This is a genomic window from Carnobacterium sp. GW821-FHT04C06, assembly GCF_059420345.1.
In genome coordinates this window covers 319516-336088 of the sequence record NZ_JBWKTN010000003.1, presented here as the reverse complement: position 1 = coordinate 336088, position 16573 = coordinate 319516, and the positions used below count along the sequence as shown (strand labels likewise).

The window sequence follows — 16573 nt, the reverse complement described above, 5'->3', positions numbered from 1 at the left end:
AAGTTTAGATAAATTCAAGGGAGGAAATACAAATGGATTTAAGAATCGGAGTTATTGGAACAGGGGCAATTGGGCAAGAGCATATTCAGCGCTTAAATCATAAAACACAAGGGGCGCATGTTGTCGCCATCTCAGATATTAATAAAGAAAAAGCAACGCTACTTGCTAAGGAAATTGGTGCAAAATTTTATGAAACAGGGGAAGCCTTGATTGCGGATCCAGAAGTAGACGCTGTTGTAGTGACTTCATGGGATCCCACACATGAACAATATGTTTTGGAAGCCATTAAACACAATAAATATGTATTTTGTGAAAAACCGTTAGCAACTGATAGTGAGGGTTGTCGTAGAATTGTAGATGCTGAAGTGGCTAATGGAAAAAAATTAGTTCAGGTTGGTTTTATGCGTCGTTACGATCGCGGATACATGGAGCTTAAAGAAGTGATTGAAAATCGACAACTAGGAGAACCGCTGTTGTTGCATTGCGCACATCGGAATCCAACGGTGGACAAAAACTATGAAACTCCGATGGCAATTATCAATACTGCTATTCACGAAATTGATGCGTTACGATGGTTATTACAAGAAGATTATGTTTCAGTCCAAGTGATTTTGCCTAAACAAACAAGTTACACACATGAAAAATTACACGATCCACAAATGGTAATTCTTGAAACAAAATCAGGTATTCATATCGATTTAGAAGTATTTGTAAATTGTCAATTTGGATATGATATTAAGTGTGTAGTAGTGTGTGAAACGGGTGAAATTTCATTAGAAGATCCCTCGTATACACGCGTAAAAGCGAAAGGAAAAGATTACACAACGGTTTCACCAGATTGGCAAAGCCGATTTATGGATGCGTATGATGAGGAATTTCAATTATGGATTCATTCGATTCAAGCAGATGCCATTACAGGTCCAACTGCTTGGGATGGATATGTTGCCTCTATTACAATGGTCGCTTGTGGAGTTGCTCGTGAGTCAGGTGAGCGAGTAGCTATTTCATTAGATAGCTGTCCAACCTTGTACCAAGCTTAGTCATTAAAAAATAAGTTATTAAGGAGAACCGATATGGAAAAAGTTAGAGTAGGAATTGTGGGACTAGGGCGATTAGGAAAAGTTCATGCTAAGAATTTATCTGAAGCGATTCAAGGCTGTGAACTGGTAGCGGCATGTAGTGTTGTGCCAGCCGAACTAACGTATGCAGTTGAAGAATTAGGCGTTCAAGAAACGTTTACGGACTATCAAAAAATGGTAGAAAGTCCTTTCATTGACGCCGTATTTATTGTTTCACCTTCTGGTTTTCACTGCGAGCAAATTCAGGTAGCTATGGCTCATGGAAAGCATGTATTTAGCGAAAAACCTATTGGCTTATCCATTGCAGATATCCAACAAACCGTCAATGTCATCGCAGAACATCCGTCGCAAGTGTTTATGTTGGGCTTTATGCGTCGCTATGATGAGTCCTATCAGTATGCAAAAAAGTTGGTAGAAGCTGGTGAATTAGGGGAGATTACATTAGTTCGTTGCTATGGAATTGATCCTAGTTCTGGGATGGAAAGTTTTGTTAAATTTGCAGGCGCAAGCGATAGTGGCGGCTTATTCGTTGATATGTCAATTCATGATATTGATTTGATTCGTTGGTTTACAAAAAAAGAAGTAAGCAAAGTTTGGGCGATTGGGAAGAATGCCGCATACCCAGAACTAGATAAAGTAGGAGAACTTGAAACAGGGGCGGCGATGATGCAACTAGAAGATAACACGATGGCGCTTTTAGTCGCGGGTCGAAATTGCCAACATGGTTACCACGTAGAAACAGAATTGATTGGAACGAAGGGGATGTTACGAATTGCAGCAGCACCAGAAAAAAATCTGGTGACGGTTATGAATCAAGAGGGCGTGGTTCGTCCTTGCTCACAAAATTTCCCTGAACGATTTAGAGAAGCCTTTATAAATGAAGCTAGAGAATTTATTCAATGCATTCAAGAAAAGAGACAACCAGAAGTCAATGCATTTGATGGACTACAGTCAACACGTATTGCACTAGCCTGTAAAAAGTCTTGCGAGACAAATCAGCTAGTCGACATATTGAAGGATTGAAAAAATAAGCCAATAGGAGGAACAATGAATGAACGATTCAAACATAACATTAGGCATTGCGCCAATAGCTTGGACAAATGATGACATGCCTGAACTAGGTCAAGAAAATACATTTGAGCAATGTATTAGTGAAATGGCATTGGCAGGATTTGTGGGTACAGAAATTGGCAATAAATACCCAAAAGAACCCCATAAATTAAAGGAAATGTTAGATATTCGAGGATTATCTGTTGCAAGTGCGTGGTTTAGTTCCTTTTTAACAACAAAACCTTTTAGTGAAACGAAGGAAGCGTTTATCAAACATCGTGATTTTTTACATGAAATGGGCGCAAAGGTAATCGTTGTTTCAGAACAAGGGAACAGCATACAAGGGGAAATGACAACGCCACTTTTTTCAAAAAAACCGCTCTTCACAACAGAAGATTGGGAGAATGTCACAACAGGTTTGGAACGATTAGCTGATTTAGCCAAAGAAAAAGACATGTCGATTGTCTACCATCATCATATGGGGACAGGAATTCAAACAACCGAGGAAATCGATCAGTTGATGGAAATGACTGATCCTCAAAAAGTCTTTTTACTATTCGATACGGGTCATTTAGTTTTTTCAGGAGAAGATCCATTGACAATTTATCAAAAATATCAAAGCCGCATTAAGCACATTCATTTTAAAGATATCCGTCAAAGTGTGGCAAATGAGGTCAGAAAAACTCCCATCAGTTTTTTAAATGCAGTAAAAATGGGTGTCTTTACCGTTCCAGGAGATGGAATGATTGACTTTTCACCAATTTGGAACGCTATAAATGATAGCGGATACAAAGGTTGGATTGTAGTAGAAGCAGAGCAAGATCCTGCACTTGCCAATCCTTTTGAATATGCAGTTAAAGCAAGAACTTATATAAAAAATACCTGTGGGTTGTGACCAAATTGGACTAGACTCTGATTAAGAGCTAGTCCAATTTAAAAAAAATTCTCTTTAATGCGAAAGGAGCACTACAATGGCAAGGAAAGTGGAACACGGAAATGAAGAAATCACGACTAAGCAAGTCAATAAAAATATGAAAGTTATTGCGCTTATTTCAACTTTTGGTGGATTGCTATTTGGGTATGATACAGGAGTAATTAATGGCGCGTTGCCTTTTATGGCGAAACCAGATGAACTCAATTTTACACCAATGGTTGAAGGGTTAGTGGCAAGTTCATTAACATTAGGAGCTGCTGTCGGTGCACTAGCAGGTGGTCGTCTGTCCGATAAATATGGTCGACGCAAGGTTATTATGTATCTCGCTATTTTATTTTTTATTGCTACATTAGGATGTACGTTCACCCCAAATGCTGAAGTGTTGATTTTATTTAGAACAATCTTAGGATTAGCCGTGGGCGGGGCGTCAGTAATTGTGCCCACCTTTTTAGCAGAAGTTTCACCCGCTGATAAACGAGGGAAAATTGTAACCCAAAATGAATTTATGATTGTATCGGGTCAGTTTTTAGCTTTCACTTTTAATGCTATTTTAGGAACAAGTTTTGGTCATGTCTCTAATATCTGGCGTTATATGTTAGTTTTAGCAACGATTCCAGCAGTGATTTTATGGTTTGGCATGATGGTTGTCCCAGAATCACCAAGATGGTTAGCAGCTAATGGAAAAATGAGTAAGGCACTTGAAGTGTTACGTAAAATTAGATCATCTGCAGATGCAGAAAATGAGCTTGAACAAATTCAAATTTCATTGCGTGCTGAAAAGGAAATTAAAGTCGCTTCTTTTAAAGACTTAAAAATTCCATGGATTCGTAAATTAGTATTGTTAGGTGTCGGATTAGGAATTATGCAACAAATTGCAGGAATCAATATTATGATGTACTACGGAACCACTATTTTAGAAACAGCAGGATTCGGCCGGAATGCGGCTTTAACTGCTAATATCGCTAATGGTGCGATTTCAGTAATAGCCACTATCGTTGCCATGTCAATTATGAATAAAGTAAAGCGGCGGACGATGCTTCTGACAGGTTTAGGTGGAACGACTGCTACGATGTTGTTGATGTCGTTGGCCACTAGCTTTTTAGCAAATTCCCCCATGTTACCTTACGTTACAGTTTGCTTAACAGTCATTTTTCTAGCATTCTTCCAAGGTGCTATCGGGCCGTTAACATGGCTATTGCTTTCTGAAATATTCCCTGTTCGTTTAAGAGGAATGGGAATGGGTTTGGCAACGTTTTTCTTATGGATTGCTAATTTTGGAGTGGGCTTCTTTTTCCCAATTATGTTAGCTTCACTGGGATTATCAAAATCCTTCCTAGTATTTGTCTTCTTAAATGTACTTTCTTTCCTATTTGCAGCGAAATTTGCTCCGGAAACGAAAGGAAAAACATTAGAAGAAATTGAATTAGATTTTAAATTTGATAAAAATTTTAAAGAAAGTAATATGTAAAATAAAAGCATCTTGGCTAAAACCTTCTATATTATATAGAAGATTTTAACTAGATGCTTTTTTATTAATTAAAAACCATACCGCCATCAATCAAGAGTGATTGACCTGTCATATAGTTAGAGTCAGGACCTGCTAAATAAGACACGCAAGCCGCCACATCTTCTGGTTCAGATAGACGTTTTAAGGTAATATTTTGAGCGAATTGTTCCATTCCCCATTCAAAAGATTTTCCAGCATTGTCTGCTACTTCTTGTGCGATATCGTTCATCATTGGTGTTTTTACAATACCTGGGCAAAAAGCATTGACCGTAATGCCAAGAGGGGCAAGATCGCGAGCTGTTACTTGAGTGATTCCACGAATCGCAAATTTGCTACCACTATAGACGGTTAATTCAGGATTTCCCACATGTCCAGCTTGAGAAGAAGCATTAATGATTTTTCCACCATGACCTAATTTTTTGAAAGCTTTAACGGCTGCTTGAGTTCCCCAAATTGTGCCTGCAACATTGATATGAAAAACTCTATCAAATAATTCAGGTGTAATGCTTTCAAGTGGTGTAGTTGGCCCAATACCAGCATTATTAACCATCACATCAAGTCCACCGAGTTTTTCAACACATTGATCAACGGCTTTGAAAACATCTTCTTGATTAGCGACATCCACTTTAATTGCGACAGCTGTACCATTATTTTCATTTATTTCTTTGGCAACTTCTGAAGCAGTATCCATATTAAAATCGGCAATCGCTACTGAAAAACCATCTTTTGATAATCGTTCTGCAATCGCTTTTCCGATTCCTTGTCCAGCTCCCGTAATAAATGCAACTTTGTTAGTAGTTTTACTCATTTTACATATCACTTCTTTCTTATTATATAATAACATTTTACTACTATGTAGATAAGTTATCAAGTGAAAAGAATCACAATAAGAAACAATTATCCTCATTTTTTAAAATGAAATGAGATGTAATAAAAACCCATCAATCGTCTTGTTTAATCTAATTTTCTTGAGTACAAAGCAATAATATTTCTGTTCACATTTCCAAAACAAAAGTTTCTTTAAGAAAGAATGGGTGTTTTTTTAAATGATAAAATAAAAGTACAAAAGTTGAGGAGATTTAATAAAATGAAAAAATAAATCTACAGTAATAAAGTTAGTTTATGGGTGTGGATGAATCTGCCATCAAATATAGAAGAAACAAAAAGTAACCATTTTCAATTACTTATAAAAAATAAAATGTAGAGAAACAAAACTTATTGGAACCGGAATAATTTAAGTTGGTTGCTGTTTTTTTATTGGGTAAAGATAAAGTTTAGTAATAACGGCAAATTAATAACTTGTTGGTTGTTAATAATATTAAGTTCACGCAATCTTTGAAAAGATTCACTTGTTCGAGCTTGCCCGGTACCACTATATTCAGCAACAGTTTTTTGATTGATATATTTTGGAAGAGCGTAATAATTCTCATTAAGTCCGGGATAAAGAGTATAGATAATACAATATAAAGCATTTGCAGTTTTTACAATAGGAGGTTCATTAATGATAAACATCTTTTTACTTTGTTGAACATACTTAATAATCATAGCTTCGTAAAAATATTGAAATTTTAGTGGATTCAAATGGAGGTGATTTAAGAAGTATTCTCGATTAACAAAATAAACTTCAACAGCCTCCATAGCAACAACACGATAATCAAATTGTTCTGGAATTTTAAAGAATTCTAATAAATTTTCTGGGGTCAACAAGTAATTTGGTGTAGCAATTTCTCGACTACTCCAATTACTAAATTTATCAAGTGCCTGAATGACCGCAGTACCGGATTTTATAATTAAAATGTCATTAGTATCCCCATGATAATAAAATTTTGTTCCTTTTTTAAATTTCTTAAGTTTATAGTAATCCATTTGTTTATCAGATTTTAAGTCTAAAGATTCAACAATATTTATCAAATTAACACCTTCTTTTTTATAGTATATTCTTGATTTATAATACCATGAAAATGAACATTAAAATTATAATTTTTAAACCTTTAAAGAATGGATGGATTGATAATGCAAAAAATATTTTTAAAAGTGCCGATTTTATTAGGATTTTTTCTTTTTTTTATTAAATTTTATGATAATTTAAAAAGAATTAGAGCAGGAGAAAATCTTCTTTCGTGGCCGAGTAGCTTGCTATACAGTCTGTTTATCATTTTGTTACTTGTCTTAGGGATTACCTTAGCAAAATTATATAAATTAAAAAAAAGTTACTTTTATCTGGCTTTAGTTGTGCTGGTAATTGTTCCAAGAATGATTTGGGTAGTTGCTTTTCCAACCAGCCCGACGTCAGATTTTTATTTATATCACTTAATAGCGAATTATCGAGCAGATAACAACTCGTGGGCTATTCTTTATGATAAAGACATATTAAATTATGCTCCCTTTTTTACACATATCTTGTCTTTTTCTACTGTGCTTTCATGGTTCTATCAAATTTTTGGGAAATCTATTTTCTCAGGACAATTGTTTAATATTTTAGCTACTTTAGTAGGTTCAATTTATTTTTTTAAAGCGAATATACTGGTGTTTAATCGATACGTTGCTTCTATTGCAACCATTTTTTTCCTATTTTCGCCTTCTTATTTTATGTACAGTACGTTGATTGTTACAGAGCCTTTATTTATGAGTTTGATAGCTATTTCGATTTACTTATGGGTTTTACTATTTAAGAGTAAGAACCCCAATTGGATGTTGTCTCTGGGGATTGGAGTAGCGATGATAGGGGCTAATTTAATTCGACCAAGTGGTTTTTTAATTTCGGTTGTCTTTGCAGTTAGCATGTTGGTGTGTAGTAAAAATAAACTTCTTTCATTAAAAAAAATTCTTCCGGGTATGATTATCTTCCTAAGTTTTACAATTGCCACGCCGATTATTAATAATATCGTCTATCCTTTTCCAACCGCTGCAACCTCAGCAGGATACGGGGTGTACGTTGGAGCAAATGAAAAATCTGGTGGCGAGTGGTCGGAAGAAGATAAAGATTATTTTTGGGAGTTATATGATAAAGAACCTATTGATGAGGTCAGCTCAATTATGATGCGGGATGGCATACAACGGTGGGTAAAAATAATCAAAGAGGGAAAGTTACTACCGTATCTCAATATCAAATTTAAAAAATTCTCGGATGATAGTTATGGCTATAACTGGACTATCTATAATAATCCTAAAAATTTCCCGCTTGATGCAAGAAGTAAGTTTCATGGATTTAGCTATTTTGTTGATAGTTTTTTACTAATAATGAGCTTTATGGCGTGTTTGATTGCATTGTTCTTGCATAAAACTAAAAAAATTTATTTATATATCATACTAGAGTTAGGGTATACGATGGGTTCGTTACTAATCGAAGTACAGGGTAGGTATCATGTTCCGTTATTACTTGTCTACACAACCTTAACAGGAGTTAGTTGTTTCTATATATATAAAATGATAGTCGATCGAAAAAATATTAAAATTTGAACGATTAAGCAAAAAAGAGGGGAATTTGACAAAAAAGAAAGAAAAAAATAGCTTTTTCTTTCTTTGAGAAATCCTTAGTGAAATTGATAACTATAATATTAAGAAGTAAATAGAAGGTGGGTTTTATTATGAAGAAAACTTTTTTTTAGCAGTAGTGCTAATTATAGTACTTATTTGTGGATACTTTATCAAAGCTAGCAATAACATAAAAACTAAGTTTAAAGAAGAGGTAACAACAGAAAAAGTGGCAAAAGATCAAGATACAATCATTTCCTCTTTTCCAACTAAACTTATTTTTATCAAGGAAGGGTTTGGGTTGCCAATAATTCATACAAAAGTTGATTCAGATGGGCGGATGAGTGTACCCAAAGGACTTGGTAAAGCAGGTTGGCTACAAACAAGTCCCATTCCTGGAAATATTGGGAATTCTTTGATTGCTGCTCATCGTGACTGGAATAATCAATTAGGCCCCTTTAAATATCTTGAGAATATCAAAATAGGAGAAACAGTCGTGATTGAGTATGAAGATGGAACAAATAGAGAATTTAAAGTAGTAAAAAGAGAAGTCATTGATACGACAACAAATCCAGATGCAAAAATTGAAATTAACAGTAATAAAAGAATGATTACCTTAATTTCTTGTACAGGAGCTTTCGATACTAAAATCAAAAGTTACACACAAAGAGCGTTAGTGACGCTAGAGTAACAAGGAGGAATTTATGCAGTTAATCATTCACATCATGTCATCCTTTATAGTAGGTATTTTTTTCTTTTACATTATTTTAATGCTAATCATGCCGGTGCACAAAGAGCCAGTACGGAAAAAAAAAGTTAAGCAACTTTATTATGTTTTCTTGATTCCATGTTTGAATGAAGAAAAAGTCATTAAGCGAACTATTTATAACTTATTAAGATTGCGGTATAAGAGAATGATGATTATCCCAATTGATGATGCATCTGATGATCGAACCGCCGAAATAATTGAAAGTATCAAAGACAAGCGAGTACGGCTGTTAAAAAGGACAAAACCTAACGCACAAAAAGGAAAAGGTGCTGCGTTAAATGATGCGTACAAGCGAGTATTAAAAGAAGCAAAAGCGCTAAATATAGAAAAAGAAGTAGTAATTGCCATCGTTGATGGAGATGGGAAATTAGGCATGAATGTAATTAAAGAAGCCAATAAAGCTTTCTCAAATAAAGCAGTTTGTGCAGCCCAATGTCGAGTGCGTATTATCAATACGCAACATATTCTTCCTTTTTTACAAGATGTTGAATTTTTCACGATGATTTCGGATATTCAAAATATTAGAAGTTACATTCAAAGTGTTGGTCTAGGTGGAAATGGTCAATTTACGAGGTTGACAGCTTTAAAGGCTTTAGGCAAAGAGCCATGGGGAGATAGCTTATTAGAGGATTATGATATGACCCTAAGGTTGTTGTTGCGAAATGGAAAAATTAGTTACTTATCTAATGGAACGGTTTATCAACAAGGACTTTCTTCAATTAAAAAATTAATTTACCAACGAAGTCGTTGGGTACAAGGAAATATCCAATGTTTGAAATATCTCAAAAAAGTAAAAAAATCAAAAAGATTAAAAAAAGAAGCAAAGCTAGATATTTATTATTTTTTAGCACAACCATTTATTAATCTAATTGGAAGCATTATTTTTCTAATTTCATGGATATGGATCACTTTTTCTTTCATCCTGTTAATTAAATCGTGTATTGAGGGGGATTCAAGTTGGGTGAGCATCATTCTTTATTTAGGTCTGTTAATTTTGATTACGTCACTACCAGGATTTGTATTTACAATACGTCATTACTTTAATACAAATCATATTCGAGCACAAAAAAGCAATACTTTTATAGAATGTTTTTTTGCAGGATTTGCAATGACAGTATACAACATTATTACAATACCCAGCGTTTGGATTGCGTTTAAACGACATCTATTAGGTGAAAACAGCTGGTTGAAAACAGAAAGAGAATAATAGGGGGAATTTTAGATATGAAGAAGAAAGTTTTATTTACATCGTTTGTCGTAACATTGTTAGTTTTAGTAGGATGTGGGAATGCCAATGAAGCTGCTAAATCAAAAGAAAACGTAGAAGAAAGTGTTTTAGATTGGTCTTACAAAGGTGAAAAAGGACCGGATAATTGGGAAAAGTTAAATAAAAAATACGAACTAAAATCAAAAAAGAAACAATCACCAATTGATATCTCAAAAGAGGAAAAAGTAGAGACACTCGCACCAGAAGCGATTAAATTTCAACCAGGATACTTTGAATTATTACGTCAAGACCAGCAATTAACACTCACGCCAATGCCTGTTGAAGGAAAAGAAAACATTCTTACATTCAACGAAGAAGATTATTTGTTAACTGCAATCAATCTACATGTTCCTAGCGAGCATAAAATACAAGGAAAGCAATACGATGGCGAGTTGCAACTAAAATTTGAAAGCAAAGAAAAAAAGAATTTAATTATGGCAGTGATGCTTGAAGAAGGCGAAAAAAATTATGCTTTAGACCAAGTTAGCAAGGAAATTAATAAATTAAAAAATAATAAAAAAGTAAAAACAAAAGAGCCGATAAGCACACTAGCATTGATTCCACAAAATAGAGACTATGTTGCATACCAAGGTTCATTCACAGCGCCACCAACAACGGAAGGCGTTCAGTGGTTCGTTATGAAGAATGCCATTACGTTAGAAAAAAATCAGTTAAAAGAGTTGAAAAAAGTATTAAAAGATAACGTTCGCCCAATTCAAAAACAAAAAGCAAACTAAACTTTTTTAGGTTTTTAGGTTCATCCTTTAAAAACCTGAAAAATAAGAATAGGGGAGTGATAAAGATGAGTTCACCAAGTTCAAGTGTTTTGCTGCCTTTTACAGGTGGTGGAATGACGACGGTAGGACTAATTATGGGGGGCTATCCAATGAGGGTTGTGATAGGAGCTGCTGTATTAGCCATTGGCGTTGGAGCTGTTTTAGTTGTTAAAAGTAAACTGGTAAAAAAATAAAGTATCTTGTTTTTTAGATTGAGGATTTGAATGGGGGAGAACTGTTAATGAAAAAGAATAAATTAATGCAAATTTTTCTCTTAGTTACATTATTGTTAAATACCGTATTGCCAAGCTTGGTAACTACTGTGTCAGCAGAAAGTATAACTAAAAGACAAACTAAAGCTGGAACAGGAACGATTTCAGCTGTGTTTTTTGAAGATTTAAATGGAAACCAAAAACAAGACCCAACTGAAGCTGGTGTGTCAGGTGTAACAGTCACACTAACCGATGGTAAAGCAGAGCAAGTAATCGCTACAAAGGTAACGGATAGTGATGGAAGATACACTTTCAGTAATTTACCTGCTGGAACATACTATTTAACTGTAAAAATACCTGAAGGACATAAAGCATATACACAGGGGTCTCTAGGATTTGGAAAGGAAGGTAATACAACATACTTTGATTTAGCGGAAGGTGAGACTCAATCAGGTGCTTGGCAGGGTCTGTTTCCCACTACTGCGTCAGTGAAGGGAACTGCTTATTTAGATGCAAATAGAAACGGACGACAAGATGTTGATGAAAGTGGAATAGCAGGATTAGAAGCTTCTCTTTTTGAAGAAGGAACAGCTACTTCTGTTCAAACAACAACAACAGATGCACAAGGAAGATATTCTTTTTCAAAATTAAATCCAGGAACGCAGTACAATGTTGAAATTAAATTTTCATCAGATTATGTGGTGATTGCTACAAATTATTTCAATAAATCAGGGAAAAGTGAGCCAATCAGATTAGGCTCGGAAGAAGTATTAGAAAATGTAAATCTAGGATTATATAAGGATGTGCCAGTAGGTTCAATCAATGTAAATCCTACAATCCTTGATAAGTTAGTTGGAGATAGCGGAACTTTAACTACAAGAATTTTCCCAGAAAATGCAACGGATAAGACAGTAACTTATACCAGTGAAGATTCAACTATTATGACAGTTGATGCTAACGGGAATTGGACTGCTAAAAAAGCGGGGACAACGAAATTAAAAGTTACTAGTAATGGAGATCCAACAAAATTTGTTTATGTGACAGTGACAGTCACAGATAAAAATGCCTCAACCATTTCTGGTCAAATCCAAAAAGAAGATGGATCTGGATTTTCAGGAATTCATGTAGAATTAAGAGAACCAGGATCAGATAAACTTATTCAACAAATGACAACATCAGTAGATGGCAATTACTCGTTTAAAGAGTTGAGCAAAATGAACTATTATATTCAAGCGACAATACCAAATGATTACAAAACGAAGTATGGATATAATTATTTTGATTCAACAGGAAGAACCGTGTATCTTCATCCAGATGGAATTAATGCAATTTCAGGGGTAAATCTTCAATTAGAACCGAAACAAATTTTACCAGATTCAATCAAAGTAAGCCCTAAAGTGATTGACACAAGAGTTAACGAAACGGGTCAGTTAACGGTAGATTTTTTACCAACGAATACGACTAATAAAGATCTTGTATATAGAGTTTCTGATGTAAGTATTCTTTCAGTGGATGCCAATGGAAAATGGACGGCTAAAAAGCCTGGAAAAGCAACAATCACTGTAGTTTCAGCAAGTGGAGCACAAGACACAGTTGAAGTAACCGTCAGAAGTTTCACCAATTCACACATTGCAGGAAAAATAGTAGATCCTAATGGGAAACCAGTCAGTGGAGTAGACTTAGTGATTTATTCATGGGATGGGAAATTAATCGGACAAAAAACGACCGATGCAACAGGAGCGTATCGCTTTGATAGTTTAGAAGCGATGGAATATTATGTGAAAATTCAAGTTCCAACAGAATATGAGCTTGCTTGGTCTAGCCATTTCTGGGGAGATTCGACAGGTTATTTAAGAGTGGATGGAAGCAATTCAATTGATAACGTAGATGCAGTTATTAAGTTAATTAATCCAAAAGATTCAGCATTATCAGGAACCATTTACGATCAAACGAACAATGGTGTTGGATTTGGCGGTGTTCAAATTCAATTAGTTAATGTTTTAACAGGTAAAATGACACAAACAACGACTAATGCAAATGGAACGTATAGTTTTCCAAACTTAGAAAAAGCATACTATTATATGAAAATAGTAGCACCAACAAACTATGAGTATGCTAGTTCTGTTCAATTTTATCAAGATTTAACAACAGCCTATATTACTATTGATGGTTTAGCAAAACAAGAAGGTTTTGATGCTTCATTAAAAGCGATCACACCGAAAAATAATTCTTCTATTAAAGGGGTTATTACTAATCAAGAAACAGGATTAGGGTTCCCAGGTGTTCAGTTAAGTTTATATTCGGGGAGTAATGGACTAGAAGGAACAACGATTACAGCTGCAGATGGATCTTATAATTTTACAGGGTTAACCCCAGCAGACTACTATGTTAAATTAACATTTCCAACTGATTATCAATTAAGTCATTCTAATTTTTTAGGTTCAGATGGAGTGTCTGGTTATAAATATGTAGATGGAGCTAACCAGTTAACAGAACAAAACGCGACACTTAAGAAAATTGCTATTGAAGCAGAAAGCATTACAGTAGAACCAAAAGAATTAAATCAACTCATTGGAGATACAGGTAAATTAACGGTAACCTTCCAACCAAGTAATACAACAGATAAAAACGTGAATTTCACTAGTAAAAATCCTAATGTAATAACAATTGATAAAGATGGCAACTGGATTGCAACAGGAGTAGGCACAACAACTATTGAAGTAACAACATCAAATGGAAAAAAAGAAACGGTTAAAGTGACGGTTAAATCTAAACAAGAATCAAGTATTTCTGGAAAGATTACCAATCACAGTACAGGCTTAGGGTCCGAAGAAATTTCTATGAAATTGTATACTTCAGATGGAAAATTAGTCAGTGAGGCAATCACCGATGTGAACGGACATTACTCATTTGAGGGATTATCAAAAAATGACTATTATGTCATACTAGGTGTTCCTGAAGGACAAGTAATGTTCACTTCAAATACCTTTGGAGCAGATGGCGTCAGTGGATTTTATCCGATTGATGGTAGCAATAAAATGACCGACCGAAATGCAACATTAAAACCAAAAGATATCCCGGCAGTTGGAATTACAGTAGAACCAAAAGAATTAAATCAATTCGTTGGAGATACAGGGAAACTAGCCATTACGTTCCAACCAGGAAGTACAACAGATAAGAGTTTAAACTTTGTCAGTGGAAAACCTGAAATCATGACAATTGATAAAGATGGCAATTGGATTGCAACAGGAGTAGGCACAACAACTATTGAAGTAACAACATCAAATGGAAAAAAAGCAACTGTTAAAGTAACGGTTAAATCTAAACAAGAATCAAGTATTTCTGGAGTGATTACCAATCACAGTACAGGTTTAGGGCTATCCGAAATTACGCTGAAACTATATACTTTTGATGGAAAATTAGCCAGTGAAGTCATTACAGATATGGATGGACAGTACTCATTTGTCGAATTATCAAAAAGTGATTACTATATTGTATTAAGTGTTCCTGAAGGGCAAGAAATGTTCTATTCAAATACTTTTGGATCAGATGGCGTCAGTGGATTTTATGCGATTGATGGAAGCAATAAAGTAACCGACAGAAACGCAACATTAAAATCAAAAGATATTCCTGCAATTGGAATTACAGTAGAACCAAAAGAATTAAATCAAGTTGTTGGAGATACAGGTAAATTAGCGGTAACATTCCAACCAGGGAGCACAACAGATAAGAGCTTAAACTTTGTAAGTGACGATCCAACAGTAATGACAATTGATAAAGACGGCAATTGGATTGCGACAGGAGTAGGCACAACAACGATTACAGTAACAACATCGAATGGAAAAACAGAAACGGTTAAAGTAACCGTAACAGCAAAAGAAATTCCAGCAGAAAGTATCACCGTAGAGCCAAAAGAATTAAACCAAATCGTTGGAGATACAGGAAAATTAGCCATTACGTTCCAACCAGAAAACACAACAGATAAGAGTTTAAATTTTGTCAGTGGAAAACCTGAAATCATGACAATTGACAAAGACGGCAATTGGATTGCAACAGGAGTAGGCACAACAACGATTACAGTAACAACGTCAAATGGAAAAATAGAAACGGTTAAAGTGAAGGTAGAGGCAAAACAAGAATCAAGTATTTCTGGAATAATTACCAACCATAGTACAGGTTTAGGATTATCCGAAATCATGATGAAACTATATACTACTGATGGAAAATTAATAAGTGAAGTCATTACAGATATGGACGGACATTACTCGTTTGTCGAACTATCAAAAAATGACTACTATATTGTATTAAGTGTTCCTGAAGGGCAAGAGATTTTCCATTCAACTACATTTGGACCAGATGGAGTCAGTGGGGTTTACGCGATTGATGGAAGCAATAAAGTAGCGGATAGAAACGCAACGTTAAAATCAAAAGACATCCCTGCAATTGGAATTACAGTAGAACCAAAAGAATTAAATCAAGTTGTTGGAGATACAGGTAAATTAGCGGTAACATTCCAACCAGGAAGCACAACAGATAAGAGCTTAAACTTTGTTAGTGAAGATTCAACAGTAATGACAATTGATAAAGATGGCAATTGGGTTGCGACAGGAGTAGGCACAACAACGATTACAGTAACAACATCGAATGGAAAAACAGCAACGGTTAAAGTAACCGTAACAGCAAAAGAAATTCCAGCAGAAAGTATCACTGTAGAGCCAAAAGAATTAAACCAAATCGTTGGAGATACGGGTAAATTAGCCATTACATTCCAACCAGAAAACACAACCGATAAGAGTTTAAACTTTGTAAGTGAAGATCCAAAAGTAATGACAATTGATAAAGATGGCAATTGGATTGCAACAGGAGTAGGCACAACAACGATTATAGTAACAACATCGAATGGAAAAACAACGACAGTCGCTGTGACTGTAAAAGCAAAACAAGAATCAAGTATTTCTGGAATCGTTACAAGACAGAGTACAGGAGCAGGTATTGGCGGAGTTACATTAACGCTGTATACATTTGATTCAAAACCTTATGGAGAAGTAACAACAAATGCAAAAGGTGAGTATATATTTGCAAACTTACCAGCAAGTGAATATTATATTGTATTATCAGTTCCTGACGGACAAGAAATCGCTCAATCTGATACATTTGGATCAGACGGAGTCAGTGGTTTCTATACTATTGATGGAAGTAACAAGTTAGTAGAAAAAAATGCAACCTTAAAAACAAAAGATGTTCTAGCAGAAAGCATTACAGCGGAACCAAAAGAGTTAAATCAAGTTGTTGGAGACACAGGAAAATTAACAATCACGTTCCAACCAAGTAATACCGCTGATAAGAGCTTAAACTTCGTTAGTGAAGATCCAACAGTAATGACAATTGATAAAGCTGGCAATTGGATTGCAACAGGAGTAGGCACAACAATAATTACAGTAACAACATCAAATGGCAAGAAAACAACGGTTAAAGTAACCGTAAAAGCAAAAGAAATTCCAGCAG

General features: G+C 35.0%; 12 protein-coding genes. 10 read left to right on the top strand and 2 right to left on the bottom strand.

The genetic code is table 11. The features are described from left to right. Positions 1 to 32: 32 nt before the first annotated feature. From AC07SW_RS06935 to AC07SW_RS06920, 4 genes are all read left to right on the top strand, one after another. Positions 33 to 1040: a Gfo/Idh/MocA family protein gene (locus AC07SW_RS06935; RefSeq protein WP_034572361.1), complete on the top strand. Its 1008-nt coding sequence runs from the start codon at positions 33 to 35 to the stop codon at positions 1038 to 1040. A 33-nt stretch (positions 1041 to 1073) separates the two neighbouring features. Then, positions 1074 to 2102: an inositol 2-dehydrogenase gene (gene iolG, locus AC07SW_RS06930; protein ID WP_119907436.1), complete on the top strand. Its 1029-nt coding sequence runs from the start codon at positions 1074 to 1076 to the stop codon at positions 2100 to 2102. A gap of 28 nt (positions 2103 to 2130) precedes the next feature. Beyond that, positions 2131 to 3024 (top strand): myo-inosose-2 dehydratase, encoded by an 894-nt coding sequence (iolE, locus tag AC07SW_RS06925; protein ID WP_463685058.1) that lies wholly within the window; start codon positions 2131 to 2133, stop codon positions 3022 to 3024. 76 nt (positions 3025 to 3100) lie between these two features. Next, positions 3101 to 4531, top strand: coding sequence for a sugar porter family MFS transporter (locus AC07SW_RS06920; RefSeq protein ID WP_051915705.1), 1431 nt, complete (start codon positions 3101 to 3103; stop codon positions 4529 to 4531). 64 nt (positions 4532 to 4595) lie between these two features. Here the strand turns inward: AC07SW_RS06920 and AC07SW_RS06915 are convergent, their stop codons facing one another. Further along, complete coding sequence (locus tag AC07SW_RS06915) at positions 4596 to 5378, bottom strand: (S)-acetoin forming diacetyl reductase (RefSeq protein WP_135017786.1); 783 nt, start codon at positions 5376 to 5378, stop codon at positions 4596 to 4598. A 446-nt stretch (positions 5379 to 5824) separates the two neighbouring features. After that, positions 5825 to 6481: a cyclic nucleotide-binding domain-containing protein gene (locus AC07SW_RS06910; RefSeq protein ID WP_494632516.1), complete on the bottom strand. Its 657-nt coding sequence runs from the start codon at positions 6479 to 6481 to the stop codon at positions 5825 to 5827. Positions 6482 to 6583: 102 nt separating this feature from the next. Here AC07SW_RS06910 and AC07SW_RS06905 point away from each other — a divergent pair, with 102 nt between their 5' ends. From AC07SW_RS06905 to AC07SW_RS06880, 6 genes are all read left to right on the top strand, one after another. Continuing rightward, positions 6584 to 8029: an ArnT family glycosyltransferase gene (locus AC07SW_RS06905; RefSeq protein ID WP_463685060.1), complete on the top strand. Its 1446-nt coding sequence runs from the start codon at positions 6584 to 6586 to the stop codon at positions 8027 to 8029. 244 nt (positions 8030 to 8273) lie between these two features. Beyond that, complete coding sequence (locus AC07SW_RS06900; protein WP_135022687.1) at positions 8274 to 8735, top strand: class F sortase; 462 nt, start codon at positions 8274 to 8276, stop codon at positions 8733 to 8735. Between the two features lie 13 nt (positions 8736 to 8748). After that, positions 8749 to 10020 (top strand): glycosyltransferase, encoded by a 1272-nt coding sequence (locus AC07SW_RS06895; protein WP_119907443.1) that lies wholly within the window; start codon positions 8749 to 8751, stop codon positions 10018 to 10020. A 17-nt stretch (positions 10021 to 10037) separates the two neighbouring features. Further along, entirely contained in the window at positions 10038 to 10817 is a 780-nt protein-coding gene (locus tag AC07SW_RS06890) for a carbonic anhydrase family protein (protein ID WP_463685061.1), read from the top strand. Between the two features lie 65 nt (positions 10818 to 10882). After that, complete coding sequence (locus AC07SW_RS06885; RefSeq protein ID WP_156099056.1) at positions 10883 to 11050, top strand: hypothetical protein; 168 nt, start codon at positions 10883 to 10885, stop codon at positions 11048 to 11050. A gap of 47 nt (positions 11051 to 11097) precedes the next feature. Further along, the coding region (locus tag AC07SW_RS06880) for an SdrD B-like domain-containing protein (RefSeq protein ID WP_494632514.1) at positions 11098 to 16573 on the top strand (5476 nt) is incomplete at its 3' end.

What these genes read in the sequence shown, in the direction of transcription:
- AC07SW_RS06895 (WP_119907443.1), top strand. Translation starts at nt 8,749, where the DNA reads ATGCAGTTAATCATTCACATCATGTCATCCTTTATAGTAGGTATTTTT.
- AC07SW_RS06890 (WP_463685061.1), top strand. Translation starts at nt 10,038, where the DNA reads ATGAAGAAGAAAGTTTTATTTACATCGTTTGTCGTAACATTGTTAGTT.
- AC07SW_RS06920 (WP_051915705.1), top strand. Translation starts at nt 3,101, where the DNA reads ATGGCAAGGAAAGTGGAACACGGAAATGAAGAAATCACGACTAAGCAA.
- AC07SW_RS06915 (WP_135017786.1), bottom strand. Translation starts at nt 5,378, where the DNA reads ATGAGTAAAACTACTAACAAAGTTGCATTTATTACGGGAGCTGGACAA.
- iolG (WP_119907436.1), top strand. Translation starts at nt 1,074, where the DNA reads ATGGAAAAAGTTAGAGTAGGAATTGTGGGACTAGGGCGATTAGGAAAA.
- AC07SW_RS06935 (WP_034572361.1), top strand. Translation starts at nt 33, where the DNA reads ATGGATTTAAGAATCGGAGTTATTGGAACAGGGGCAATTGGGCAAGAG.
- AC07SW_RS06905 (WP_463685060.1), top strand. Translation starts at nt 6,584, where the DNA reads ATGCAAAAAATATTTTTAAAAGTGCCGATTTTATTAGGATTTTTTCTT.
- iolE (WP_463685058.1), top strand. Translation starts at nt 2,131, where the DNA reads ATGAACGATTCAAACATAACATTAGGCATTGCGCCAATAGCTTGGACA.
- AC07SW_RS06885 (WP_156099056.1), top strand. Translation starts at nt 10,883, where the DNA reads ATGAGTTCACCAAGTTCAAGTGTTTTGCTGCCTTTTACAGGTGGTGGA.